The organism is Ligilactobacillus saerimneri, from assembly GCF_036689625.1.
Taxonomy (GTDB): Bacteria; Bacillota; Bacilli; order Lactobacillales; family Lactobacillaceae; genus Ligilactobacillus; species Ligilactobacillus saerimneri.
Genome location: NZ_CP144759.1, coordinates 583,793 through 609,585, shown reverse-complemented (window position 1 = coordinate 609,585; position 25,793 = coordinate 583,793). Strand labels below are relative to the sequence as shown.

The following is a 25,793-nucleotide window of genomic DNA, read 5'->3' as shown; positions in this document are numbered from 1 at the left end:
CACTCTTTTCTATATATTGTTGATTGGATCGCGATCAATAATAATGCGAACCCCGTTTCTTTCGTCATTTTGACTTTGTTGCAGCAATGTTTGCAAAAAAGCATCCAATGCTGGTTCTTTTTTATATTTAATTATCAGTTGAAAATAATACCGTTTCTTGATCCGCAAAATTGATTGCGGACTAGGTCCAACTAACCGTGCTTGTGGAGACAAAATTTGTTTAACTTCGTCATTAAGTTGGTAGATGCGTTTCGCTGCAGCTCTCTCGGTCGCTGCACTCACTGTAATCTTAATACTATAATAATACGGTGAATACCCCATTTGACGTCTAATCTGCATTTCTGTCCGGTAAAACTGTTCATAATTTTGGTGACTTGCATCTTGAATTGCGTAGTGTTCAGGATTGTATGTTTGAATTATAACTAGCCCTTCCTTGTCAGCTCGTCCAGCCCGTCCGCTTACCTGGGTTAACAACTGGAAAGTCCGCTCACTTGACCTGAAATTGGGTAAACTCAATGCCGTATCAGCATTAAGTACCCCCACCAAAGTAACATTGGGAAAGTCCAATCCCTTAGCAATCATCTGCGTTCCTAACAAAATATCTGCTTGTTGGTCACCAAATTTTTGCAACAAGCGCTCATGAGCGCCCTTTTTACGCGTCGTATCCACATCCATCCGCAATACCCGAGCTTGGGGAAACAACCGCGCTAATTCTTCTTGAACTTTCTCAGTTCCCGTTCCGTAATAACGAATTTTCGTACTCCGACAATTGGGACAGAAATGCGGAATATCCTCAATGTGCCCACAATAATGACATTTCATATTATTGGTGTCCATATGAAGCGTCAGTGAAATATCACAATTTGGACATTTCAAAACAAAACCACATTCTCGGCACATCAAAAAAGATGAATATCCCCGGCGATTTAACATCAACACTACTTGTTCATGTTTCAATAAGCGCTGCTCAATCGCCTGTACCATTGGGCGCGAAAAATCTGCCTCCTGTGACTGCTTATACTCTTTACGCATATCCACAAGCTGCACTCGTGGTAACCCTTTACCATTAATTCGCCGTGGCATCGCAATTCCCTGATAAACCCCCTTTTGAGCCCGGGCCCGGGTTTCAAGAGATGGAGTAGCACTTCCCAAAATTAACGGGCAATGATGCCAAGCCGCCCGCCATTTGGCAACATCACGGGTATGATAACGAGGCATTTCCTCCTGTTTGTAACTAGCTTCATGTTCTTCATCAATTATAATGATGCCAATATTATCTAACGGAGCAAAAATAGCTGAGCGGACCCCCACTACAACTTGCGCTTCGTGCCGCTCAATGCGGCGCCATTCATCATATTTTTCACCATCTGACAAACCACTATGTAAAACGGCTACTTGCTTACCAAAACGGGCCCGCACCCGCTGGACCATTTGTGGTGTCAATGCTATTTCTGGAACCAACATCAAAGCAGTTTTACCTTGCATTAGGGCCTGCGCAATACATTGTAAATAAACTTCCGTTTTCCCGCTTCCAGTAACTCCTTGTAACAAAAAGACTTGGTTTTGATTATCGGTAATTGTGGGAGTAATCATCTGCACAGCCCGTAACTGATCCGGGGTGAGTTGGGGCGGTTGGCTTGCAGAAATATTCGTTTCCCGATACGGATCGCGGTAAACTTCTTTAGCTACCCGTGTCAACCACCCATGTTTTTCTGCTTGAATAAAAGTTGCTGCTGGAATTGGCACATCTTTTTGCCAAAAACCAGCCATAGATTCCAACATCGCAGTTATTAAGCGGCGCTGATTAACGGCATTTTTTCGTAGTCTTTGGGCAATCTCTGTCAATTTGTCTTTCCCTACCGCAGGTTCAATCCAGATTGCTGTTTTCACCTTTGCCTGATCTTGCACCAAATAAGTTATTGCTAACTCACCCTGTCTTTGCAAAGTTGCTAGCTGAGCCCGCATACTGGGCGTGATGCGCTCATCATAGTAATCCAAAGCTGTTTGTGTTTGAAAAAGTGCCCTAATTTCCGCGGGTAAAGTACACTTGTCGCCTGTTATTACAATTTGTTTGCCATATTTTGCTCGTAAGACACGCGGGAGCATCGTTTGAAGACAACTAATCGTAAATGAAAATGTATATCCTGCCATCCACTGGGCCAGGTGTAAAGCTTCTTTATTCAAAACCGGTGTCAGATCCATTAGATCGTGAACTGCTTTTAAAGCATATGTTGTCTTGGCTTCCTGTTTTGTTCCCACAACAAATCCTTGCACCAACCGGTCACCCTTACCAAAGGGTACCACCACCCGCATTCCCACTTGAATTCGCTTGCTAAAGACCGCAGGAACACGGTATGTGTATGGCTGATTGGTTTGCATGGTGGGAACGTCCACAATTACATCCACAAAGTTAATCGGTGGTGTTAAAGTTTCCATCTTCGATAATCACCTTAAATATCTCTTTTGCTACTTCAATTTTATCAGCTTTAGCTACCACACGGGGAGGTTTTTGCCGTCTGAGAATTTGGACCTCATTTTGTTCACTATTAAATCCAATATCCCGCCGCGAAACATCATTAGCTACAATTAGATCGGCATTCTTCCGTTCCATTTTCTGTTGTGCATTAGCCACCAAATTTTCAGTTTCTGCTGCAAAACCAACTAAAAATTGGTGCTGTTTCCGTGCACCTAGATTGGCCAAGATATCAACATTTTTTTGAAGTTTCAATACCATTTCTGCTTGCTTCTTGATCTTTTGCGGTGCTACCTCGGCTACTCGATAATCAGCTACTGCAGCAGCCATGATTACAATATCAGCTGTGATATATTCCTGGTTCAAAGCCTGATTCATCTCAGCAACCGTTGTTACATCGACACGACGCACAGTAGTTGGCAACGCCACCTGCATCTGTCCAGCTACAACCACCGTTTCAGCCCCTAACATGGTCGCAACTTGTGCCAAAGCAGCACCCATTTTCCCACTGGAACGATTGGTAATATAACGGACCGGATCGATCGGCTCGCTGGTCGCACCAGCACTAATTACCACTTTCCGCCCTGCTAATGGTAAGTTGCCGTCAACTTTGTTTACTTGTTTGCAAAACCATTTCCATATTGCTTCAGGTTCAGGCATTCTTCCTTTACCAGCATATCCTTCAGCTAGTGGCCCACTTACGGGAGTAAGAACTCTAACCCCATCTTTTTTTAGTAGGGCAATATTACGTTGGGTAGCGGGATTAGTCCACATCTTGGTGTTCATTGCTGGAACCACCAATTTCATGGTAGCCGTCGCTAGCAAAGCAGTTGAAACTAAATCATCAGCTATTCCTTGAGCCATTTTAGCTAAGATATTGGCTGTGGCCGGCACTACTAATGACACATCAGCCCAGTCCGCCAATTCAATATGTGGAATTTCTCCTTGAATAAAAAGGTCAGTTACTACTTTTTCTTTCAGTAATGCTGCAAAAGTTGTGGTGCTAACGAATTTTTGGGCTGCATCTGTCATGGCAACCCGTACTTCATGCCCATTTTTCTGGAGAAGACGCACAACATTAACTGCTTTGTAAGCAGCAATTCCTCCGGTAACATAGACAACCACTTTCATTTTATTCGCCTCCCATATATTTCAACAGCTTTCTAGTAAAAAGACTGTGACAAGCAATTCTGTCACAGTCTTTTTAACTCATTCGTTAGTCTTTAATTTTCAAATCGCCAGCCGCAATTTCTTCTAACGCTTTTCCGACACTCTTTTCGGATTGATATTCATTTAACATCGGTAATTCGCCAGCCTCTAACTCATGGGCCCGCTTGGAAGCCAAAGCACACAGTGAGTACCGGGAGTTAACATGTTCTAATAATTTATCTACTGAAGGATATAAAATCATTTCAAAGCATCTCCTAACTGTTTCTTGTAATCAGGTAAGAAGCGTTTTACTCGCCACCGTTCTGCACGAATGATCGTCTTGATCTTTTCAGCAGCACGAGGAACTTCATCGTTAACGACTGCATAGTCATAATTTTGCATCATTTCAATTTCTTCAACAGCTGTCTTCATGCGCTTATTGATTTTGGCAATGTCATCTGTCCCCCGATTGATCAAACGTTGCCGCAGTTCCATCAAATCTGGTGGAGTTAAGAAAATGAACAAACCATCAGGACACTTCTTGCGAACTTGCATGGCGCCTTTAACTTCGATCTCAAGGAAAACGTCTTTCCCACTATCTAACATCTCATTAACATATTTTAATGGCGTCCCATAATAGTTGTCAACATATTGCGCATATTCCAACATTCCGCCGTTAGCAATTTCGTTTTCAAACTCTTCCTTGGTCACAAAATAATAGTCTTTTCCATCCACTTCACCAGGTCGCTTTTCCCGGGTCGTCATAGAAATAGAGTAGTCAAATTTATTACCTTCCTGAGAAAAAATCTCTTTCCGTACTGTACCTTTACCTACACCAGACGGACCGGAAAGTACAATCAACATTCCTCTTTTTGCCATGCTCAAAAATCCTCTCATTTTAATGTCTTTATTTAAATATTATGTCACTATCCCCCCTTCTTTTTCAAGCTCTATCACAAAATTATAATTTGACATAGCGAACAAAAGTTCGTATAATACTTGTTGCAAACAAATGTTCGAAAGGTGGGTACAATATGTTCGCACGTCTCAAAGAAACTCCACTTTATCAAAATATCAAACAATATTATAGTAATTTTATTAATAAACCCGACTTATCTAATACAGAAACGTATCATCTCGATCCCGTTCTAATTGAAAAATATCTACGGACCGCATACGTCAACGATACCCCTATTAGAGTCACTATCAAACATCAGAATGATTTCTTTACTAGCCATGGTCAAGTTGAATTTATCCCTGCCAATTATGATGCTTTTTTGGTCTTAGATCAGCAACCAACGCTCCTCTTTAAGCACCAAGTGACTAATATTCAAATGGAGCATGCATAAAATTCACTATCATTAATAAATCATAACCACCCGTAAAACGGGTGGTTTGCACATCGGCTATAAGCCGATAAGTTAAGCCAGCGTCTCAAGGCGCTGGCTTTTCCTTCGTCCAAGCCAAAATGCTCTGACTACTTCGCTACTGCTTTAAGCAGTGTTGGTATTACTTCACCTAACCCTTAAAAGGGTCTCTATATTCAACCGTTGTTAATTTATCCATCACCATATCATGTTTTTCTTGATCGTGAATATATTTCTTGATAGTGGATTCATTCAATCCTACTGTGCTAACATAATATCCTTCTGCCCAAAAATGACGGTTTCCAAACTTGTACTTTAAATTGGCATGATGTTCAAACATCATCAATGCACTCTTACCTTTTAAATATCCCATAAATTGCGATACGCTTAACTTTGGGGGAATACTTACTAGCAAATGAACATGATCAGGCATCAAGTGTCCTTCAATAATTTCTACTCCTTTATATCGACACAGTAGTCTTAAATAGTCACGCAAATCTCTGCGATATTGATTGTAAATCATTTTCCGTCTATACTTTGGAGTAAATACGATATGGTACTTACATAACCATTTCGTATGGGCTAAACTATTCAATTTATTAGCCATTTTGTATAACCTCTTTTCCTTTTTGATTTTGGCTTGGACACCTTTATCTTAAAGCAAAAGAGGTTTTTATTTATATAATTTTTATCTTCCACCTGCATAGCAGGTGGTTTTTTGTTTCGCACACTCACTTTGTTCGCGTGCTCAACCAGGTCTAAAGACACTAATAAAAAGCGTTGGATGCACATTCGGCATCCAACGCTTTATTTTTGTTGTTAGTATTTAGCTTTGTTTTTTGTAGTTGTTAGAGAGTTGAATTAATACATTTCCATGTAGTGGTCGCGTTCCCATTCAAAAACCTGTTCCCGATAAGCATCCCATTCGATGCCCTTAGCAGTCATAAAGTTCTTGTACAGGTGCGTACCCAATGCATCTTTCATCACTTGATCGTTTCTTAGTTCCTTCAGTGCATTATGCAGTGTTGATGGAAGGTCTGCGATTTGGTTAGCTTTGCGCTCATCTTCACCCATTGAATAGATGTTACGATCAACTGCCTTTGGTGGCATGATCTTGTTCTTCAAACCATCTAAACCAGCGGCTAAAACAGCGGCTACGGCCAAATATGGATTAGCCGCTGGGTCGACACTCCGTAATTCCAGCCGTGTGGATACTCCCCGGGCAATTGGCACACGAACTAATGGTGAACGGTTACGACCAGACCAAGCAACATAAACCGGTGCTTCATACCCTGGTACTAACCGCTTGTATGAGTTAACAATTGGGTTCATAATCGCTGTGTAATTCCGTGCATGCTTGAGCAAACCGCCCAAGAAGTACATTGCTTGTTCAGAAAGTTGTTCCGGAGCTTTTTCATCAAAGAATACATTACCATCCTTGTTAAATAAGGACATATTCAAGTGCATCCCTGATCCGTTGATTCCGTTTAATGGCTTAGGCATGAAAGTTGCGTGTAAGCCATGCTTCCGTGCAACGGTCTTAACTACCAACTTGAAGGTTTGAATGTTGTCACAGGCATGTAAGGCATCAGCATATTTGAAGTCAATTTCGTGTTGCCCAGGGGCCACTTCATGGTGTGATGCCTCAATGTCGAAGCCCATGTTTTCAAGTTCCAAAACAATATCACGCCGACAATTTTCGCCCAAATCAACTGGAGCTAAGTCAAAGTAACTTCCCTTATCATTCAAGTTAACTGTTGGTGTTCCTTTTTCAGGATCCAACTTAAAGAGGAAGAATTCTGGTTCTGGTCCGATATTGAAATCAGTAAAGCCTAATTCCCGCATTTCATCCAAAATCCGGATAAGGTTATTCCGTGGGTCACCTAAGAATGGTGTCCGATCAGCATTGTACACTTCACAGATCAACCGAGCTACCTTTCCATGTTCACTTCCCCATGGGAAGATCATCCATGTTGATAAATCAGGATACAACCACATGTCACTTTCTTCAATTCTGACGAAACCATCAATAGAGGAACCGTCAAACATCATCTTGTTATCCAGTACCTTATCTAATTGACTAATAGGAACTTCAACATTTTTGATTGTTCCATATAAATCAGTAAACATTAACCGTAAAAACTGAACGTTTTCTTCTTTGGCAATGCGCCGAATGTCATCTTTAGTATAGTTTACTTTAGCCATTTTTTTGCTCCTTGTTTTTAAAATTGGAAATGCCGCTTATTATCTTTGAAAGAAAATCCCGAGTGATTATTATCCATCCCACTCGCAGAGATAAATTCTTCACGTAGTAACCGTCGCAAATCATCATCACTGATCTTTTTCGGCTTCTTTTGGCCGATTTTTTTGATTTCAGCAATGGTCATTCCCTCTGCAAGATAGTCCTTGATCTCAAGCAACTTATCGATATCATCCAGCGAATACATCCGGCGGTTGGTATCGTTACGCTTAGGCACAACCAGCTCATTCTTTTCATAATAGCGAATCTGGCGCGCCGACAATCCTGTTAGGGACATGGCCGTTCCGATGGGCAAAACAGCCAGGGAGCGACGAAATTCTTTCTCCTTCATAATGACCTCCCTTTTATGCTCATAATAATAGCAAGCCCCTTTATACATGTCAACAATCCATGTCATAAAATGTAACACGGGAATTATTTTCGATAGAAAATCTCATTCACCGCGTTAGTTATTGCGATCTTAACGTGTTCTGTCGATAACCCACCTTGGATATAAAGGCTGTATGGTTCACGTAATGGTCCATCAGAAGATAATTCAATCGTCGAGCCTTCGGTAAATGCCCCCGAAGCCATAATTACTTCGTCAGCATAGTTATCCATAGTACTTGGGATTGGCGCAACAAAAGAATTAAGCGGTGAATAGTGCTGAATTGTCTGGCAGAACTTAATCATGGGCTCCCTTTTGCCAAAGGTTACTGCCTGAACCACATCGGTCCGCGGTTCGTTCCATTTTGGCGAAACATCCATTCCCATTTCTTCGAGTAAGGCACTGGTAAAAATCATTCCTTTAATCGCCTGTCCAGTCGTATGTGGTGCCATAAAGAAGCCTTCATAGAAATCACGCATGTGATAATATGTAGCACCTTCATCATGTCCCCCTGGCATCAATAAACGGTTGGCTGCATTCTCTACCAGCTGTTTTTTACCAACAATATATGCCCCGGTCTTAGCAAAGCCTGCGCCTGCATTCTTAAAGAGGGAACCCGCCATGATGTCTGCCCCATAGAAAGTTGCCTCTTCTGCTTCAGAAAATTCGCCATAGCAATTATCAATAAAAACGATCACTTCCGGTCGAATCCCCCGTACGAATGTAATCATGTCTTTAATTTCTGCAACCGTAAAACTATTGCGACTAGCATATCCCCGTGAGCGCTGAATCGCCACAATTTTAATATTATCGTTGGCCGCTAACTTTGCTTGGGCTTCTTCGTAATCGACTTTTCCGTGGTCGGTCAGTGGGACATAGTCAAAATCAATTCCCCATTCCTTCATGGTATTGGTATTATTACCCGCAATCCCGATAACTTGTTGGATAGTATCATACGGCATCCCTGTTAAATACAACAGTTGGTCACCAGGACGGAGTTGTCCCATTAACGAAGTCGTGATGGCATGAGTACCTGATGCTAGTTGGGGCCGAACCAATGCTGCTTCTGCTTTAAAATAGTCAGCGTAAATATTTTCTAATTTGTCACGACCAACATCGTCATACCCATAGCCTGTCGATCCGACCAAATCTTCTTCTGCCACATGAAACTTGCGAAAGGCATCTAATACCCGCGCCTGATTGTTGAGAACTTGTTGATCAATCTTATCTAACTGTGGTTGAATCTTTTTTTCAACCTTTGCTACTTTATCCTGCAATTCCTGCGGAAATTTTTGTAACCATTGAGTCATTAATTTACTCCTTTAACCATTTATTAATCAGCTGGCGAATTTCGGCCAACTCAGCTGGATGTTCAACAATATTAAACCACTTAACATTCATTTTATTACGGAACCAGGTTAATTGACGCTTAGCATAGTGCCGAGAATTCTTTTTGATTGTCATCACTGCTTCATCTAAGCTAATTTCCCCTGCAAAATATGGGTATAATTCCTTATAACCAATCCCTCTACCAGCAGGCAAGCTCAAACCACCCCGTTCATATAACCAGCGTGCTTCATTCACCAGCCCTGCAACCACCATCTGATCTACTCGTTGGTTGATCCGTTCGTAGACCAGACTACGTTTTGCGTTCAATCCAATAATTAGTGGGTCAAATTCACCACTAACTTGGTCTTGTTGCGCAGAAAATAGTTTTCCGGTTTTTTGATATACTTCTAACGCCCGAATCACCCGCCGGGAATTACCAACGGGAATCTTAGCAGCTGCCTGCGGATCAACTTGAGCGAGCCGATCCCACAGGGCTTTAGGACCGTGAATATGCAAAAATTGCTGCCACTGTTTTCGTTCTTTTTCACTGGCATCATAATCATCAGTTCCTAATTGGAAATTATCAAACAGTGCCTGGAGATAAAAACCTGTTCCTCCAGCAATAATAGGTAATTGTGCTTGGGCGGCAATTTGTCCAATATATTTACGACTTTGCTGCACAAAATCAGCCACTGAAAAACGTTCATCTACTTGGTTAGTATCGATAAGGTAATGGGGGACCCCCTGCATCTCTTGTGGCGTCACCTTGGCTGTTCCAATGTCTAACCCTTGGTAAACTTGCATTGAATCGCCAGAAATCACTTGCCCTGCAAATTCCTGGGCCAAGGTAACTGCTAACGCCGACTTTCCGACAGCAGTTGGACCAACAATTGCTAAAACTTTTTGTGTCACTGCTTTACCTACCTCCCAGTTGTACATTATACCTATGAATCTATAAAACTGATACACTTATTCCCTGGTATTTTTTCCTAAAATCATTCATAATAAAAATAGTTAGTTAATGATTGGAGGAATTAACATGAAAAATTTTGGTAAAGGCTTTTTCATCGGCGTTTTAACAACTATCGGTGCGGTAGCTGGTAGTGTTTATGCTTTCAAGAAGACTGTTGTTGATCCAATTGAAGAACGTGAAGCAATCTTAGAAGAACACAAGCGGCGGGCTCTCCGGAAGAGCATGTCTGCTCACCAAGGTTAAGCATTAAAAAAGCGGGTTGGAAGAAATTCCGACCCGCTTTTTTTCGTTTATAATTTAGCTTTCTTTTTCTTGCCATCCCAGTTGGTGAAGCCACCCTTGAGAATCCCGATTTGCTTATACCCAGCCTTATGCAGTTGAACTGCTGCTCTTGTACTCAATGCCTTACCATCATCATATAAGTATACTGGTAAATCTTTACTCAAAGATTGCATATAAAACTTAAATTGGCCATAAGGAATGTTGCGTGCACCCAAAATATGACTAGCATCAAAACTATTCTTTTCCCGCACATCAATAATTTGTGCCTTACGCATTCCCGCCTTAAATTCATCATTGGTCATCAGCTTGGCAACCGACCGCCCCCGAAAGTAAGTATACAGTGTAGAGCCACCGATATAGGCTAAGAAGATGATCAAAACAATGTTGATCCAACCTAAAACGCTGATTTTTAATAACATAATTGTTCGCCCCTTAATTCCTAGTCAGCAAACTGTAAAGCAAGTGAAGCAGCACCAATGACCCCTGCCTCATTACCTAATTCTGCCAACTTCAATTTCGTCGATGTCTTAACGGTTGGGAAAGCAAAGTTCTTGAAGTACTTATCAACCCGTGTCAACAGGAAGTCACCGGCAGCAGAAACACCACCACCGATTACAATGTAAGTTGGGTTTAACATACTACCAATATTAGCTAATGCCAAACCTAAGTAGTAACATACCCGATCTACTACCATTAAGGCCAGGACATCGTTTTCTTTAGCTAAGTCAAATACAATCTTAGAAGAAATGTCATCTCCATCATCAAGCATCTGCTTTAGCTGTGAGTCACCAGCAAACTGTTCGGCCATTTTCCGGGCTACTCGAACCACACCAGTAGCAGAAGCATATGATTCTAAGCAACCATTATTTCCACAAGTACATGCTAAGCCACCTGGTTCAACGTTGATATGTCCTAATTCACCACCGGCACCTAATCCGTGAACTAACTTGCCATCGACGATGACACCGCCACCAACACCAGTCCCTAAGGTAACAAAAGTAACATCCTTGGCACTATTTCCAGCGCCCTTCCATTGTTCACCCAATGCAGCCACATTGGCATCATTATCTAAGGCAAACTTCATCCCAGTTCCTTGTTCGATCTGTTCTTTGATCTTTTGGGTCGTCTTCCAGTTCAAGTTGTAGGCACCAACAACAGTTCCCTTATCCCGGTCGATCGTCCCCGGCGTTCCCATTCCGATACCGATAAACTGTTCTGGCTTCATGTTGTAAATGTCTAAGTGGTGGTTGATTGACTCAATAATGTCAGGTACAATGTGTGATCCTTCATCAAGAACATTGGTTTCAACACTCCATTTTTGTTGGATTTCACCTTCTGGGGTCAAAATTGCAAACTTGATAGTTGTTCCACCTAAGTCAACCCCAATAAGTTTCTTGTCTGTCATATTCTTATTCCTCCAAACTTCTCCGCTTTCCCATCTCTCTTTTCTTCGATACGATGCTCACGCGTTAAGACTATTTTAGCATTCGTAAACTCTTTTTTGGTAATCAAATTCGCCCGAAATAAATTATCCAGCTCAATTGCCATCAATTCAATATCCCACTTGCGTTTACCAACATAAACAAAGATTCCAAAACGTTTCAATAATTGTTGTACATCATATAACGTTTGCATTTCTGGTCCAAATTTCATCACAACTACTCCTTTACTTGGCACTTACAAATTAAAAATCAGCCAACATGCACTACCCACCGTTAATAAACCCGCTAGTAGCTGCTTGCGAGTGGCAAAAGTAGTATCCAGGCTAATCGTTACCAAACAGCCGGCAATCAGACCACCTACGTGCCCTGCCAGGTCAGTGTTACCACTAAAACCTAAAACTACATTTAGTATAACAAAAAGAAGAAATTGCCGCGCCTGGGCTTGAATTTGAGCGTCAGTCGATTGGTGTCCTAAAATTAAGTAGGCACCAAAAAGACCAAACAAGGCTCCACTAGCACCCACGGCTAAAGTTGTTGGCGCCCAAAAGGCACTCAATAAGTTTCCGTATAGCCCGCTAAGTAAATAAATTACTAGCATACGGGCATGTCCATAATAATCCTCGATTTCGGGTCCGATAAAGTACAACGTTACCATGTTAATAAATAAATGCCCGATTCCATCATGTAAAAACATGGCCGTAATTAACCGCCACCACTCTCCTTGAAGGAGTGCCGGGGTAAACTTGGCACCAAACATATATAAAACACGGATATCCGTACTACCACCAGCGAATACCGTCCCCATAAATACCACAAGGTTAAATCCAATTAAGATATATGTTACCAACGGACGCTGAACCAGATTGCTAACAGTCATTTTTGTTCTGTTCACTTTGTCACCTAACTTCATATGTGAGCGCTTTGCAATCTACGCATAAAAAAACAACAGGTGTTTTTTACCCCTGTTGTTATTTTGTTTCGCGATGTAAAGTAACTTTGTGATCACGTGGGCAATATTTCTTTAACTCAAGGCGATCAGGGTTATTACGCTTATTCTTGCTAGTCAGATATGTCTGTTCATGGCATTCTGTGCATTCTAATGTAATATTTTCACGCATGCTCTTAACCTCCAAACATGTTTCAATTTCGATATAATGCATATGCATTATCAACGAATAGTATCATATCATGTTTTAAACTGTATTTCCAGTCTTTTTTACTTAAATGTTAAGTAAAACACCTTGACAGACATTATAACCTAGCAATTAAAAATAGAACTGCGCCTATCCCTAGTTTGCAGTCCCATTGTTATATGGCTACTGAGTTGGCCATATTCATTATTCAACTTACTTTTTCTTACTAACAGTCACTTATTTGTAACTATCGCTTGATTGCACCATCTTCCAGTATTCTTCGTAAATCTGGTGTGCTACATTCAGATTAATAGCAGATTCACTACCACTATTCAAACCTGGGAAAGCTACGGCAACAACCACTTGTGGGTCATTATAAGGTGCATAGGAAATTACACTTAACATAGTAGTTGGCGTTGTACCGTGGAATGTATCGGCGGTACCACTCTTGGCAGCTACTTCCGGTTTTAGGTCTTGCAATTTTCTCCCCGTCCGGTAATTACTTGTTCCGTGAACCACTTTATAGAAACCAGTCTTTACAACATTCCATTGGGCTGATGTTGCCGGAACTACGTTTAACACTTTCGGCTGTGCCTCATATTCGGTTGCCCCTAGTGTCCCATCTGGATTGGTTTGGCGAATAGACTGCAAAATATGCGGCTGTAACCGATAACCGCCATTGGCCACCGTTGACATATACTGGGCTAATTGAATTGTTGTATATGAATCATACTGTCCAAATGACAAGTCAAGTGCCTTACCAATATCTGACTTGGTTGATGGCCCTTCGTACCCAGCTGATTCACCAGGAATATCGACCCCTGTTTTGACCCCTAAACCAAATTGCCGGAAATGAGCTCGTAAGGTATTGAAGACCGTCGGTGACATAGTCAAACTCTTGCCCGGTGCGTAGTTGAAATGTCCTTCTAACATCGCTAATTTCATCATATAAGCGTTAGAAGATACCATCAGCGCATCTGAAGCCGTCAAAGCCATGTTAGTTCCACCAGACCGGTTGAACCACGATGACTTGGTTGGCGTGCCTGCAATTTTAATTGGCTCATCGACCAAAGTACTGTTAGATGGAGTGATAACTCCTTGTTGCAGGGCCCCCATAACAGTTGCCCCTTTAACAACGGACCCCATAACAAATGACTGGTTAATCGCACCTAAGGCATTTTCGGTAACTTTTCCAGTGGAAAGGTTACGTGAAGCACCACCCATAGCCAAGATTGCCCCTGTATTAGGGTTCATAACCACTGCGTAAGCACCAGGTGAATATGCATTGCCAGCACCAGCGGATCTAGCAGCACTGTAAACAATATCCTGAACTTTCTTTTGGAAAGCAGCGTTGATCGTCAGAACGACACTATCACCTTGCTTACCACCGTACTCTTTAATTTCCTTAGTGATTTTCCCATTCTGGGTTTCAACCTTAACGATTGATTTCGAACCCTTTAAGACATTTTCATATTCGGATTCGATATAACTTGAACCAACTCGGTCGTTGCGTGAGTAACCTGCTGCCAGCAATTGGTTAATCTTATCAGAAGGTAACCCTTGCTTTTCAGTTGTTACCGTCCCAATTACAGACTTGATTGAACTCCCATCTGGATAACTCCGTGACCACGCTGTCCCAATCTTGATTCCAGGGAGCGATGACAAATGCGATCCAACATCAGCCATTTCTTGGTCTGATACGCCCGATGATTTCAAATACACCGTTGACAGTGAGTAAGCCCCACTCATTTTGGAATAGAGCACTGCTGCCTGCTTCTGACGGGAAGTGTAATTAGCTGTCAACTTATGGCGTTTAATATAAGCAATTTCTTCCTTATACAAAGTTGACTTATCTAGCTTAGTCGCCCCCGAAATGTGCTTGTCAACAGCAACCTGGTGCTTGTTAACAGCTAAATAATAATCAGCTTCGTTGGTAGCGGTTAACTGGGATGTGCTTACCTTAATGTAGCCAACTAATTTATTGGCTAGATGATACATCTCTCCGTTGGTTACCGTTAATGGCTTGGTATAAGTGATGGCCCGTGAAGTATTATTAGCAGCCACCAGCTTGCCCGTCGAGTCGTAAATCATCCCTCTTTCAACATCCCGCAACTCTGTCCGGGTATTGCCACTGTTGGCCTCAGCTTCATACTTATCCCCGTTGATAATTTGGAGCTGGGCTAAGCGACCAATTAAAGCAGCGAACAGCAAGAAGACAATAAAAAACAAAAAATTCAGACGAAATGGGATGTCTGAATTGCTCCCTGCTGTATTTCGTTTATTTCTTTTGATAAATTTCAATTTCATAACTCCTTACGGTTACTTGAAAGTATCAATAATCCTCTTTAATAACTACATAATAATACCATAAACCCCCTAGCAAAAACAGGCACAACCCGGCGACAAATATCAATTTTTCGTTAAGTTTAACCTAAGTTTATTACTTTTTTTACTATATTATTTATCTTTAAAATATATTCTATTCTCGGACCAATCATCTCGTCCTTAACCTAGCCAAGATGGGAACAATCCACTATCATTAAGGATGACATTACATTTGAGGTGACATTTTATGATTGCAGACATCAAGAAAAAATTACACAATACGTATCCCTACTGGTTGAGTTTTCTTTTACCAGTCGGGCTGATGCTTGCATACTTCATTTCACGTTCGATGTATCCATTTGGACCCTCCAGTCTATTAACCGTAGACCTGGGCCAACAATATATTGATTTCTTTGCTTTTTATCGGCACGCTTTATTACATTCACCCACTAGCTTTTTCTACTCTTTTTCTAAAGCTATCGGGGGCAACATGCTGGGCGAATGGGCATACTATCTTTTAAGCCCCTTCAACCTTATCTTCTTATTTTTCCCTGACAAACAGCTCCTAACTGGTGTCATGCTCGTCACTCTGCTTAAATACGGCTGTGCTGGTCTTTCATTTGCCTACCTTCTTACCCGGTTACGGCTTGGAAAACGCCCCCTGATCCCTGCTTTTGCAACTTGTTATGCCCTAATGGGGTGGGGAATTGCCAATCAACTTAACCTTTTATGGCTTGATGTCTTGGTCTTTCTTCCCTTAGTGGTTACCTATTTCATACTCCTCTTGCAAGAAAAGCAGCACCTAGCTTATAGTCTTTGGTTAGCGCTGTTAATTATTAGCAATTACTACATGGGATATATGGTATGTATCTTTTTAGTCCTATTTTTTGCTTGGTACGAATTAACCTACACCCACCACTGGCAAAAATTGGCGCGTGAGCTCTGGCTATTTACATCCCGCTCTCTCTTAGGCGCTGGCCTTGCCGGAGTGATCTTACTACCTACCCTTTATTCCCTCACAACAAGTAAAGGGACTTATACTGAAACCACTATCCACTGGACGCTGGAATATCAGCCCCTCAAAATGATTACCAAGTTCATCATTGGTGCGTTTAACTTCAACCAGATGCCCAAGGGCTTACCTAATCTTTTTGTTGGAAGCTGCGCCCTATTTGGCTTCATTCTGTATTTTTGCCTTCGGCATATCAGTTGGCGCGAAAAATTGGCTACTGGTCTAGTATCGACATTTTTAATATTATCATTGTGCTTTGAACCCCTTGATCTGCTCTGGCATGGGATGCAGTTTCCTGTTTGGTACCCTTATCGCTTCTCTTACCTTGTTAGCTTCTGGATTATCTTCATTGCTTGCCGGGCTTTTTCACAAGCGCAACTCAATCTTACCTGGAGTGCTTCTGCCCTGATTATTATCCTCTATGGTGGGATGATCGCCTATACTTGGTTGCACAAAGCCAAATTTGATTACTTGACTGCTAGCAATATTATCATCACGGGGCTGTTGGGTGTGGTCACTTTGATGATCCTTTGGCTCGACAACCATTCCCAACTACTGGACAGAATTAAATGTGGTTTATTGTTTTTAGTCATGGTAGTAGAAATATTTGTTAACGCCACTAATTCATTGAAAAATATTTCATACTTATCCGTTCAAGACTACACTCTCCCAAGTACCGCATTGAAAGCTGATAGCACTTACTTACACCACCACGATTCCTCATGGTACCGTGTAGCGCAAACGTATGAACGTACCAAAAATGACGGTCTGGCCCATAATCTCAATGCTGGTTCATATTTCAGCTCAGCGTTAGAAAAAAGCATTCCTGATTTCTACGGACAAATTGGTCAACCTGATGGTGACAACTATGTCACTTACACTGGGGGAACAGCTATTACTGATGCTTTGATGGACTACAAGTACTACCTTACCCCCCAGGACGTGACTAGCAAAGCAGTGGCTAATGTCACCGGCGAAAACGTCCGTGTTCAGAGCATGCTTCCTTTATACGGAACAAAGAATACTTTAATTTATAAGAATTCTTTGACGACAAGCATTGCCTATGCGGCCTCGCCCCTTATCAAGAAAATACAAACTCTGTATAACAACCCCGTGGCCTATCAGACTAACTGGTTAAATGCTGTGTCCGCTTCAATGCCTTCAACGACTTACTTCACAGCTGCCAACTTTGATTTAGTTTCCTTTACTAACGTCAAGGAACAAACTACTCTCACCGGTGCTAATCTCACTAAAATCACCGCTGATAAGGCAGCGCAAGTTAACTTTCGTTTCAAGGCCAAGACAAATAATACTTACTACATCACTTTGGGCAGTGGGTTGGATAAGGATAATGTCGACTTATATCTTAACGGTCATCCTTTACGGTATTACAGTACATTCCGCCATACTGTTATTGTTCCTTTGGCAAGTCATGCTAAGGGTCAGACCTTTACCTTGAGCGCACACTTTAAGAAAAATAGCCTCTGGCTCAATGACTTTGTCTTATATCAAATGAACGACAGCTTAGTTAAACAAAAAATCCAGCAAATCCAAAAGCACACACTTCATATCCAGCGGTATAATGCCCACCAAATTACGGGGACCATTACAATGCCAACCGGAAAAATTTTGACTACTACTATCCCTTATGACAAGGGGTGGCACATTCAGGTTGATGGTAAAAAAGTTACTCCATACCAAGTACAAAATACATTTTTAGCCTTCAATGTTGCCCCTGGCAAGCATAGAATTACCATGACTTACTGGCCGCCTTTGCTTGGAGTTGGCTTATTAGTAACTATCACTTCACTAGTGATCACTAGCTACCTGTATTGGCGACGTACACATTAACTCATAGTATCTATCCTCTAAAACCACCTGGGAGTTTTTCTCTAGGTGGTTTTTTATCTACTATATTTTTTAAACTTTAACTTCTTGCATTGGGATTCACCGTAGAATTCCTACCGAAAATGTTTTTCTGTGGCCCCCTTTCCTATCTGACACGGCATCACGAATATTCTAACTACCAAAACAAAGGTGGTATTGCCCTCGCATCATTTTTACTATCTGGCCATATTATGCTTGCCAAAAGAAGCGTAATCCTGTGATTGCTTTTGTGAAGAAATTTTACAACTAAAAAATTCCCACCCCGTTAGGGATGAGAATCTTCGTCGAACTATCTATTTAATTTTTAGCTAGGTAATGGTTCAGCTGGCTATTAGCCATATCCTGCCATTGCTTACTATAAAAATAGTCATTCATTTGGTAATGAGGCCGTTGGTATTTTCCTTCCAAGAATGGAGCCACGTGTTGGTCAACCTTTAACCATCCCCGCCAACCTAGGTGGATAGTGTCTTGCATGAAGAAGTCTTCTCCCCCATCGTTGGACAAGTCGACGATATTAGTAAACCCTTGGGACCGCAATTGATAATTAATCTTACGGTCAAACTGGCGTAACATCGCCATCGACAAGCCAGTATATTGTGACCAGCGTTTATTAACTGGTGGAATGACAAACATAACGTCCATATTATCCTTATGGAACTGGTTCAAAACCAATTGGAAATCAGCAAACTCAGGTGATTGAACGTAGTTAAAGTTCTTTTGTTCACCCTTCAACTTACGATAATTCCCCTTAAGGCGCTTATTCCAGAATTTATTGCTTACCCGGAACTGGTTATTAGTAGTTGCTTTATCTCCCATTTCATAAGCAATTGCATCCAACCGCTTGACGTTATATGGTGACGATGGCAACTGACCAGCCGCCTTATTAATCCGATCTGTCCGGTTTTTCATCGATAACGTTGAGAACCACCGATCCTGGTTAGCTAAGGAATTCTTCTCAAGCTGCAAATATGTGCGGTCTGCTTGAGATAGTTGTTTACCATCGGCAATCTTTTCTACCATCAAGTCCAACCGTGAGTCCGCCTTGTCAACTTGCATGTCCAGTAAACGTTGGGCTGCATACCGGTCACCCTTATTATTAGTGGCCTGTAACAACCATGTAACGGTCTGCAAATTGGAATGATATTGCATAAATGCAATCGGATTCTGCCCTTGCTTAACAAACCACTGGGGTGACACAATCATCACTGCTTTTTTGTTTTGCAACTCATGGTTAATCCCTTGCATTCCCCAATAATGGGCTAACGATTGAGAACCAGCTGCCCCCAAGAGAAATGGACGATAGTCCCGGTGATAATACTGGGCTAACACCGACGGATGGAAACTGTCCATCCGGGATAACTCTGACGATCCCATAAATGGAACATAATTTTCTGTTAGTGCTTGCCGCTTAACCGCTACACCCTTGAATACATTCTTGGATTGCGAGACAGCAGCCCGTTCAATCGTCTGGTGATTAAAACCACTAGATGCAAAAGGAATAATCAAAACGGCAACAACTAAAAGAGCAGCCAAAATTACCGGGCCAAATATTTTGAATAAAGCTCTTCTAATTTTCATTATCCTAATTCTTCAACCTTTGCAATGATCTTATTTGGTGTATCCCATTCAGAGCGTTCAAATTCAGATACTGGCACATCAACCCCTAATTGCGTTTGGAGTTCCAGCAATAATTGAACTGTTGCCATTGAGTCAAGCAAACCAGAGTTAAATAATTCTGTATCTAAGTTAGTCTTAACTTCATCACTACCTGTTAAATCAGCCAAAATATCTAAAACTGTATCTTTCATTGTTATTTACTCCTTTATCTTAATGCATGAAATATAACTTATCAAAAAAGCCTGAGAAAATTAGGAAACTAAAGCACACTAGGTTAAAGGTCAGGAAGATCGCAAACATCTCCGTGAACTTATTATGTGGGATTGCTTGCCGATGTTTCTTCTTGAAGCGTAACCACATATCGTTGATGATGATTGCACAAGCATGGAAAATCCCGTAGACAATATAGTACCAAGTCAATCCATGCCAAATTCCCATGATGAGGAAAAGTGTGATATAGCCAATATTGGCCATTGCCACCCGACTTTTTACCCACCGTTTCTTCATCATCAAGAACACTAGCCGCATATAGATATAGTCACGGAACCAAAATGACAAAGTCATATGCCACCGATTCCAGAATTCTTTAATATTTTTGGAAATGAACGGTTTATTAAAGTTAACCGGTGTTTCGATCCCCATAATATAACTTGTCCCTACGGCAAACAAACTATAGCCTGCAAAATCAAAGAACAAGTCCATTGAGTAGCAATACATATATGCCACTACCCACCAGGAAAGACCATGATGAGCTAAAGCAATCATTTGAATCTTAGGTAACATCACTGTTCCAAAGAAATATGCTAACGCAAACTTGTACAGGAAGCCTAAGAAAATGTAATGCACGGCCTTGCCTAACATTGTTAAATACTTATCTTGATCAGGAACCTGGGTATAGTCCTTGATAAAGCGCCGGTACCGATCGATTGGTCCAGAAGAAATAGTGGGAAAGAATAATAAGAATTGTAACGTTAACATTAGGTTAACTTCCTTAATTGCTCCGTCCCGAATCTCCATAATTATCTGAACTGCTTTAAATGTTAAATATGAGATTCCCAAAAAACCAAAGAGTGAGATTTTCCCTAGCTGGAACACTGGTTCCAACTTGACGATAGCCAGAGGAACTATCGCCAAGAACACTAGCAAATAAAAGACCCAACTGGCGTTCTTCTTCTGCCGATAATGAAAATATCCAAAGATCAAAGCAACTTCATAAATGATATAGCCAATCAATGAAACACCTTGGATCCAAACATTACCCCCAAAGGTCAAAACTAGAAAAGCTAGCGAAATTACTGTTTCATATAAACGATACCGTTTTCCCCGTAACAAACCAATCATGATTGGAAGCAAGGCAACCGTCAAATAGAGAAAGTAGGTTGGATTTTGGTAAGGTTGCATACTAATCATTTGCCATTGACCTCACTCATCAATAGTTTTCGATCTAACTTGCCATTCGGGGTTAATGGAATCGCATCAACGAATACAAACCGCCCTGGCATCATATACGACATCATATTTTTTTGTAGTTGTGCCTTGATACTTTGGGTCAACTCACGTTCCTTACCAGCAAAATCTTTGTCTTGGGGCACAATATAGGCCACTAGTTGCTGCACTTTGTGGTTAGCTCCATACCGTGGAACTGTGATAGCCTGAGCTACTTCAGCTACATGTGTTAAGTGTTGATCAACCTCTTCTAGTTCAATTCTGAAGCCATGAAGCTTGACTTGGAAGTCGACCCGACCTTTGTATAAGAGCTGCCCATTTTCATCATATTGGCCTAAATCACCAGTCTTATATGCCCGCTTTCCATCGACTTCGATGAAGGCTTGGTTGGTTTTTTCAGGGTTATTGAGATAACCCTTGGAAACACTCGGCCCCATAATAACAATTTCGCCATCTTCGCCTTGGTCCACTAACTGGTTATCTTCATTTAGCAGCACTACTGGAGTTCCATTTTTAGGCCAGCCAATTGGTAACCGTTGATAGCTATCCAAAATTTCATTAGTAATCTCAACTGCTGTCACCGCTACTGTTGTTTCTGTTGGTCCATAGGTATTATAAACGTGTGCCTTAGGGAACCGTTGCTTAACTGCAGCTGCAGTGGCATGCGTTAGTTCCTCACCACAGAACAAAATATTCTTGATAGTTGGATTGCTTTGTTCATTGAAATCCGGTGAGAGCAAGCACATTTCGATAAATGAAGGGGTTGAAACCCAGTTTTCAATTTGATATTTGGGCAAAGCAGCAAATAATTCTTTGAAGTTTGCAGTTGTTTCTTGAGGCAAAACATCTAACATCCCACCATGAAGTAATGTTGGATACAAATCCATTACCGACAAATCAAATGAATATGGCGGCTGGGATAATGTAACCATTGGGTGGTTAATTCCAAAATCTTCTGCCATCCAGTCTGTAAAGCTCTGCAAGTTATCGTGACTGATTTGTACCCCCTTTGGCATCCCTGTTGTCCCGGAAGTAAAGATAATATAGTAAGTATCGTCACCTGCTACATAATCAGCAGGTGTTACCGGATCAACAATGTTTGCACTATTAGTGAAAAGGTGGTCTAATTCATCAGCTGTGATTACCGGAATGTCCCAATCATTAACGGGTAGATCATTCACAGCCACACAAGCTGCTGGCTGAGCAATTTGCTTGATGTCTTGCAGCCGCTTTAATGGCGAGTGCGCATCAACTGGAATATAAGCATGTCCGGCCTTAACAATCCCTAGAAAAGTTGCAATCATGGCAAATGTTTGTCCGCCGTACACAATAATCGGTTGTTCTCGTGAAAGCCCTAATTTTTTAATTCGGGCAGCTAAAGCATCTGAATATTGCTTAAGCTCACCATAAGTATTTTTCTGTCCAAGGAAATTGTAGGCAACCCGTTCTGGATCATTAACAGCCCAAGAATCAATCTGGGTAATTAAATTAGTTGTCATTTCTTCATCTCCAAACTAGAACTCATTGTAAATAAAATGAGGTTGATTAATTCCACTATAACTATATAAGTAAACTAGGAAGAAAATTACAACGAAGTAAAAAACTGTTTTAGCTAGAAAAATTGCTACTTCGTTATTACGTAATTTAAGCCATAATTCTTTCATTCTGACCTCCCTATAAAGTATTAAAATTTTGTATCAACTTCTAACATTGCCTTATTGTTACACTATTGCAAAAAAATTACAAGGAAGTTTTGGCATTTTATCCTAGTTAGTTGAATAACTAACTATTATAGTGACAAAAAAAGTTGATTTGACAACGTTTTTCGTGTCAAATCAACTTCTAAAGAATTGTTTAATATTTCATTAAAGCCAAAGTATCATAGTCTTTCAGTTTTTCGCGACCATTAAGTTCGGCTAATTCAACTAGGAAGGCACAGCCTACAACCTCACCGCCGAGTTGTTCCACCAGGTCTATCGTTGCCCGGATGGTTCCCCCCGTTGCCAGCAGATCATCACACACCAATACTTTTTGTCCTGGCTTGACAGCATCTTTGTGCATATACAATGCTGACTTTCCATATTCCAAATCATATTCTGCCTTAATTGTTGCCCGAGGAAGCTTGCCTTTCTTCCGCGCAGGCGCAAAACCGACACCCAGTTTATATGCAACTGGACAACCAACGATAAAGCCCCGTGCTTCTGGTCCTACGATCATTTCCACACCTTTGTTTTGCGCAAAGGCAACAATGCGGTCAGTAGCTTCCTGATAAGCTTCACCATCTGCCATCAGTGGGGAAATATCCCGAAAAATAATCCCTTTTTCAGGATAATCTGGAATGCTTGCAATGTATTGGTATAAATCTAAAGCCATTATTGTTATTTCTCCTTTTTCCTAACTCTTTAACTGCTTTTGGAGCCACTCTCTTAGTTGCGCAAAATCACTATAAAAGAGTTTTTCTTGGATAGCCATCATTTCTAGACGCCTTTGATAAGTATTAGTTTGTTTGAGATTAAAATGACCTGTCACCTGTTGACCAGATAACACACCATCGTTAATTTTAACAAATCCTACTTCAAAAAACACCTGTAGAATGAAAATGATTTGCTCCCTTTGCAAATGAAAATACTTTACCATTTTAGGTAAATTAGTCCGAATGTCAAAATTCTGTTGTCGACTAACAAACCGATAAACATTAGCAAAATCAGCCCGGGTCGGCATCCCGTTCATATACGCCTCATCTTTAACGTACAAAATAGCCCGAATAGTTTGGGGTGCTACCACCTGCAATAATTCTTGTAACTCAGTTAAGCTCTGGGGCATGTCAACTAACACTAGTTCATCCACTCGTAGGGGGGTGGTAGCTGATGCCTGCTCCATGACTTCTGTTACTAAGCGTAAAGTTGCTGCTTGTGGTAAGAGCGGTTTGATAGTTTGGGCAAGTTTTTCATTAAAACAAATATAAGTCCCAGTTGTTGTCAACCGTTGCGCTGTTAACCGTGTAGTACGTTGATCAAGGATCCTTATTCCTGCATATTCTAAATCCGTGATCATAATCTGCGGTGTAACGGTATTGCGCCAGTAATTTAATGCCAAAGTTCCAATAAAAGTCACTGGACTAGGATCAGCAACAATCGCCGCTAACTGGGCTTGCGAGAGGGGCGCAAATGATAAAGCAGCAATGGTCCCACCTTTTTGTTTCAACAACAAGCGCAAATAATTATTATTTTTGCCGATGGTTTTTGCCTGGACCAGCTCGTAGTCTTTAAAAGCAAACACAGGAGCTGGATTTTCTTCACCAAACGGCCCTAATTGAGATAGCTCTTTGATTAAGTTAACCGTAATATCATCAACTCTTAACGTTGTTGCCAAGTGTTGAGTGGGCTTAGAAACAGTTTTTATCCCTTGCTTTTGGGCCTCTGTCTGCAAGAGTGTTGTTAATTCAGGTAATTTTTCTTTCTTGATCGTTAATCCGCAGGCTTTTTTATGGCCACCAAAATTTTCAAACAAATCACGGTGGGGATCCAACGCTGCAAATAAGTCGAAATTGTCATTCGACCGCCCTGAACCTTTGGCCAAGCCTGTTGTCTGATCGATACTAAAAATAATTGTCGGCTTATTGGTCTGCTCTAATATTCTTCCCGCTAAAATCCCCGAAACACCTTCATGCCAACCTACTTGTGCTAAGATGTTTACCTTCTGCTCTGGATCCAATAACTCTTGTGCCTGTTCATTTTCAGTATCAACTGTTTGCTTGCGTTTAGCATTAACTTCTTCTACTTGTTGCGCTAAATCAGCCACAAGTTCATCATCTAAACTAGTTAACAGTTGCACTGCAATAGCTGCACTGCCCATTCGTCCCAGGGAATTAAGCCGGGGGGCTAGCGCAAATTGAATCGTTTCTTCATTCAAATGAGCAGCATCAACTTCAGCTTCTTTATATAGTGCTTGCAAGCCAGGTCGACTAGTATTTTGTAACACTTGTAAGCCCACCTTAACTAGAGCCCGATTTTCATCCACTAATGGCATTACATCTGCCACTGTGCCCAGTGTAGCCAGGTCAAACATTTCCTGGGGAAATTCCTCTAGTAAAGCTGCTGCTACCATCAAGGCCACTCCAGCACCAGAAAGTGATTTAAATGGGTATTTCCCTGCTGGGTGTGCGGGGTGAACAATAGCCACTGCTTCTGGCAATTCACTTGGAAGTTCATGGTGGTCAGTGATGATTACATCTACACCATTGGCCTGGGCATAAGCCACTTCGTCCTTACCACTGACCCCATTATCAACCGTAATGAGCAACTGCACTCCATCCGCTACCATCCGTTCATAAACTTGGCGGTTTGGCCCATACCCATCATTGAAGCGATCCGGAATATAATATGCAACGTTTTGGGCACCCAGGTAGCTGGTCAGCGTTTCATACATGATAGCTGTACTGGTAATCCCATCAACATCATAGTCACCATAGATCATGATCTTTTCATCTGCAACTATGGCATCCTGAATTCGTTGACATGCCTGCTCCATATCATGCATCAAGAAAGGATCATAAAAGCTTTTCTCGTCGACTGTCATAAACCGTTTGATCTTATCAGCAGTATCATAACCCCGCGCAATAAGGATCCGCACCACTAATGGGCTTAGCCCTGTGGCTTGGTGCAACGCCTCAACCTGATCATCCGCTGGTTCTTCTGACTGCACCCAATCATACTTTCGTTCAAACAAATT

The 25,793-nt window shown here is 41.4% G+C and carries 25 protein-coding genes; 3 read left to right on the top strand and 22 right to left on the bottom strand.

Translation table 11 applies throughout. The annotated features are described in order from the left end of the window. Window positions 1–9 precede the first annotated feature (9 nt). From priA to gmk, 4 genes are all read right to left on the bottom strand, one after another. Window positions 10–2,436 (bottom strand): primosomal protein N', encoded by a 2,427-nt coding sequence (gene priA, locus V3C97_RS02940; RefSeq protein WP_338434418.1) that lies wholly within the window; start codon window positions 2,434–2,436, stop codon window positions 10–12. Continuing rightward, window positions 2,411–3,604, bottom strand: a complete 1,194-nt coding sequence (coaBC, locus tag V3C97_RS02935) for a bifunctional phosphopantothenoylcysteine decarboxylase/phosphopantothenate--cysteine ligase CoaBC (protein WP_338434417.1) — start codon at window positions 3,602–3,604, stop codon at window positions 2,411–2,413. The genes priA and coaBC overlap by 26 nt, the downstream gene beginning before the upstream one ends. Window positions 3,605–3,689: 85 nt before the next feature. Beyond that, window positions 3,690–3,884 (bottom strand): DNA-directed RNA polymerase subunit omega, encoded by a 195-nt coding sequence (gene rpoZ, locus V3C97_RS02930; RefSeq protein WP_009554740.1) that lies wholly within the window; start codon window positions 3,882–3,884, stop codon window positions 3,690–3,692. After that, window positions 3,881–4,501: a guanylate kinase gene (gene gmk / locus V3C97_RS02925; RefSeq protein ID WP_009554742.1), complete on the bottom strand. Its 621-nt coding sequence runs from the start codon at window positions 4,499–4,501 to the stop codon at window positions 3,881–3,883. Before gmk ends, rpoZ begins: the two co-directional genes overlap by 4 nt. Before the next feature lie 155 nt (window positions 4,502–4,656). On the opposite strand from gmk, the gene V3C97_RS02920 reads away from it, so the two are divergent. Further along, the gene (locus tag V3C97_RS02920) at window positions 4,657–4,971 is read left to right on the top strand and encodes a hypothetical protein (RefSeq protein ID WP_338434416.1); all 315 of its coding nucleotides are present in this window, start codon (window positions 4,657–4,659) and stop codon (window positions 4,969–4,971) included. Between the two features lie 169 nt (window positions 4,972–5,140). Here V3C97_RS02920 and tnpA read toward each other — a convergent pair whose 3' ends face one another. The 5 genes from tnpA to miaA all read right to left on the bottom strand — a co-directional run bounded on the left by tnpA (window position 5,141) and on the right by miaA (window position 9,857). Then, entirely contained in the window at window positions 5,141–5,596 is a 456-nt protein-coding gene (gene tnpA, locus V3C97_RS02915) for an IS200/IS605 family transposase (RefSeq protein ID WP_338434415.1), read from the bottom strand. A 254-nt stretch (window positions 5,597–5,850) separates the two neighbouring features. Then, a complete protein-coding gene (gene glnA, locus V3C97_RS02910; protein WP_338434414.1) occupies window positions 5,851–7,194 on the bottom strand; it encodes a type I glutamate--ammonia ligase in 1,344 nt (447 codons plus the stop codon). Between the two features lie 17 nt (window positions 7,195–7,211). Further along, complete coding sequence (locus V3C97_RS02905) at window positions 7,212–7,580, bottom strand: MerR family transcriptional regulator (protein ID WP_317294109.1); 369 nt, start codon at window positions 7,578–7,580, stop codon at window positions 7,212–7,214. 83 nt (window positions 7,581–7,663) lie between these two features. Beyond that, the gene (locus V3C97_RS02900) at window positions 7,664–8,926 is read right to left on the bottom strand and encodes an aminotransferase class I/II-fold pyridoxal phosphate-dependent enzyme (RefSeq protein ID WP_338434413.1); all 1,263 of its coding nucleotides are present in this window, start codon (window positions 8,924–8,926) and stop codon (window positions 7,664–7,666) included. A gap of 4 nt (window positions 8,927–8,930) precedes the next feature. After that, on the bottom strand, window positions 8,931–9,857 hold the full coding sequence (gene miaA / locus V3C97_RS02895) for a tRNA (adenosine(37)-N6)-dimethylallyltransferase MiaA (RefSeq protein ID WP_338434412.1): 927 nt from the start codon (window positions 9,855–9,857) through the stop codon (window positions 8,931–8,933). 127 nt (window positions 9,858–9,984) lie between these two features. Here miaA and V3C97_RS02890 point away from each other — a divergent pair, with 127 nt between their 5' ends. Continuing rightward, window positions 9,985–10,161 (top strand): DUF3042 family protein, encoded by a 177-nt coding sequence (locus V3C97_RS02890; protein ID WP_009554752.1) that lies wholly within the window; start codon window positions 9,985–9,987, stop codon window positions 10,159–10,161. A 47-nt stretch (window positions 10,162–10,208) separates the two neighbouring features. On the opposite strand, the gene V3C97_RS02885 is transcribed toward V3C97_RS02890, so the two are convergent. The 6 genes from V3C97_RS02885 to V3C97_RS02860 form a co-directional block, all read right to left on the bottom strand. Next, entirely contained in the window at window positions 10,209–10,619 is a 411-nt protein-coding gene (locus V3C97_RS02885; RefSeq protein WP_009554754.1) for a rhodanese-like domain-containing protein, read from the bottom strand. Window positions 10,620–10,639: 20 nt separating this feature from the next. Beyond that, complete coding sequence (locus tag V3C97_RS02880) at window positions 10,640–11,605, bottom strand: ROK family glucokinase (protein WP_027826131.1); 966 nt, start codon at window positions 11,603–11,605, stop codon at window positions 10,640–10,642. Then, window positions 11,602–11,835 (bottom strand): YqgQ family protein, encoded by a 234-nt coding sequence (locus V3C97_RS02875; RefSeq protein WP_027826132.1) that lies wholly within the window; start codon window positions 11,833–11,835, stop codon window positions 11,602–11,604. Before V3C97_RS02875 ends, V3C97_RS02880 begins: the two co-directional genes overlap by 4 nt. Before the next feature lie 42 nt (window positions 11,836–11,877). Then, a complete protein-coding gene (locus V3C97_RS02870) occupies window positions 11,878–12,534 on the bottom strand; it encodes a rhomboid family intramembrane serine protease (protein ID WP_338434411.1) in 657 nt (218 codons plus the stop codon). 76 nt (window positions 12,535–12,610) lie between these two features. Next, window positions 12,611–12,760 carry a 50S ribosomal protein L33 gene (rpmG, locus tag V3C97_RS02865; protein WP_081581146.1) on the bottom strand — a complete coding sequence of 50 codons (150 nt, stop codon included), beginning with the start codon at window positions 12,758–12,760 and terminating at the stop codon, window positions 12,611–12,613. Between the two features lie 252 nt (window positions 12,761–13,012). Next, window positions 13,013–15,076, bottom strand: coding sequence for a peptidoglycan D,D-transpeptidase FtsI family protein (locus V3C97_RS02860; RefSeq protein WP_422392855.1), 2,064 nt, complete (start codon window positions 15,074–15,076; stop codon window positions 13,013–13,015). 271 nt (window positions 15,077–15,347) lie between these two features. On the opposite strand from V3C97_RS02860, the gene V3C97_RS02855 reads away from it, so the two are divergent. Beyond that, complete coding sequence (locus V3C97_RS02855; protein WP_338434409.1) at window positions 15,348–17,963, top strand: YfhO family protein; 2,616 nt, start codon at window positions 15,348–15,350, stop codon at window positions 17,961–17,963. 333 nt (window positions 17,964–18,296) lie between these two features. Here V3C97_RS02855 and dltD read toward each other — a convergent pair whose 3' ends face one another. The 7 genes from dltD to recJ all read right to left on the bottom strand — a co-directional run bounded on the left by dltD (window position 18,297) and on the right by recJ (window position 25,790). After that, window positions 18,297–19,577, bottom strand: coding sequence for a D-alanyl-lipoteichoic acid biosynthesis protein DltD (dltD, locus tag V3C97_RS02850; RefSeq protein WP_338434408.1), 1,281 nt, complete (start codon window positions 19,575–19,577; stop codon window positions 18,297–18,299). After that, entirely contained in the window at window positions 19,577–19,807 is a 231-nt protein-coding gene (gene dltC, locus V3C97_RS02845; RefSeq protein ID WP_009554766.1) for a D-alanine--poly(phosphoribitol) ligase subunit 2, read from the bottom strand. The genes dltD and dltC overlap by 1 nt, the downstream gene beginning before the upstream one ends. A 19-nt stretch (window positions 19,808–19,826) precedes the next feature. After that, complete coding sequence (gene dltB / locus V3C97_RS02840) at window positions 19,827–21,026, bottom strand: D-alanyl-lipoteichoic acid biosynthesis protein DltB (RefSeq protein ID WP_338434407.1); 1,200 nt, start codon at window positions 21,024–21,026, stop codon at window positions 19,827–19,829. After that, a complete protein-coding gene (gene dltA, locus V3C97_RS02835; RefSeq protein ID WP_268889355.1) occupies window positions 21,023–22,561 on the bottom strand; it encodes a D-alanine--poly(phosphoribitol) ligase subunit DltA in 1,539 nt (512 codons plus the stop codon). Before dltA ends, dltB begins: the two co-directional genes overlap by 4 nt. Before the next feature lie 15 nt (window positions 22,562–22,576). Next, window positions 22,577–22,726, bottom strand: a complete 150-nt coding sequence (locus tag V3C97_RS02830) for a teichoic acid D-Ala incorporation-associated protein DltX (protein ID WP_009554774.1) — start codon at window positions 22,724–22,726, stop codon at window positions 22,577–22,579. Window positions 22,727–22,916: 190 nt separating this feature from the next. Then, complete coding sequence (locus tag V3C97_RS02825) at window positions 22,917–23,435, bottom strand: adenine phosphoribosyltransferase (protein ID WP_338434406.1); 519 nt, start codon at window positions 23,433–23,435, stop codon at window positions 22,917–22,919. 21 nt (window positions 23,436–23,456) lie between these two features. Continuing rightward, complete coding sequence (gene recJ / locus V3C97_RS02820) at window positions 23,457–25,790, bottom strand: single-stranded-DNA-specific exonuclease RecJ (RefSeq protein ID WP_338434405.1); 2,334 nt, start codon at window positions 25,788–25,790, stop codon at window positions 23,457–23,459. Window positions 25,791–25,793: the final 3 nt, after the last annotated feature.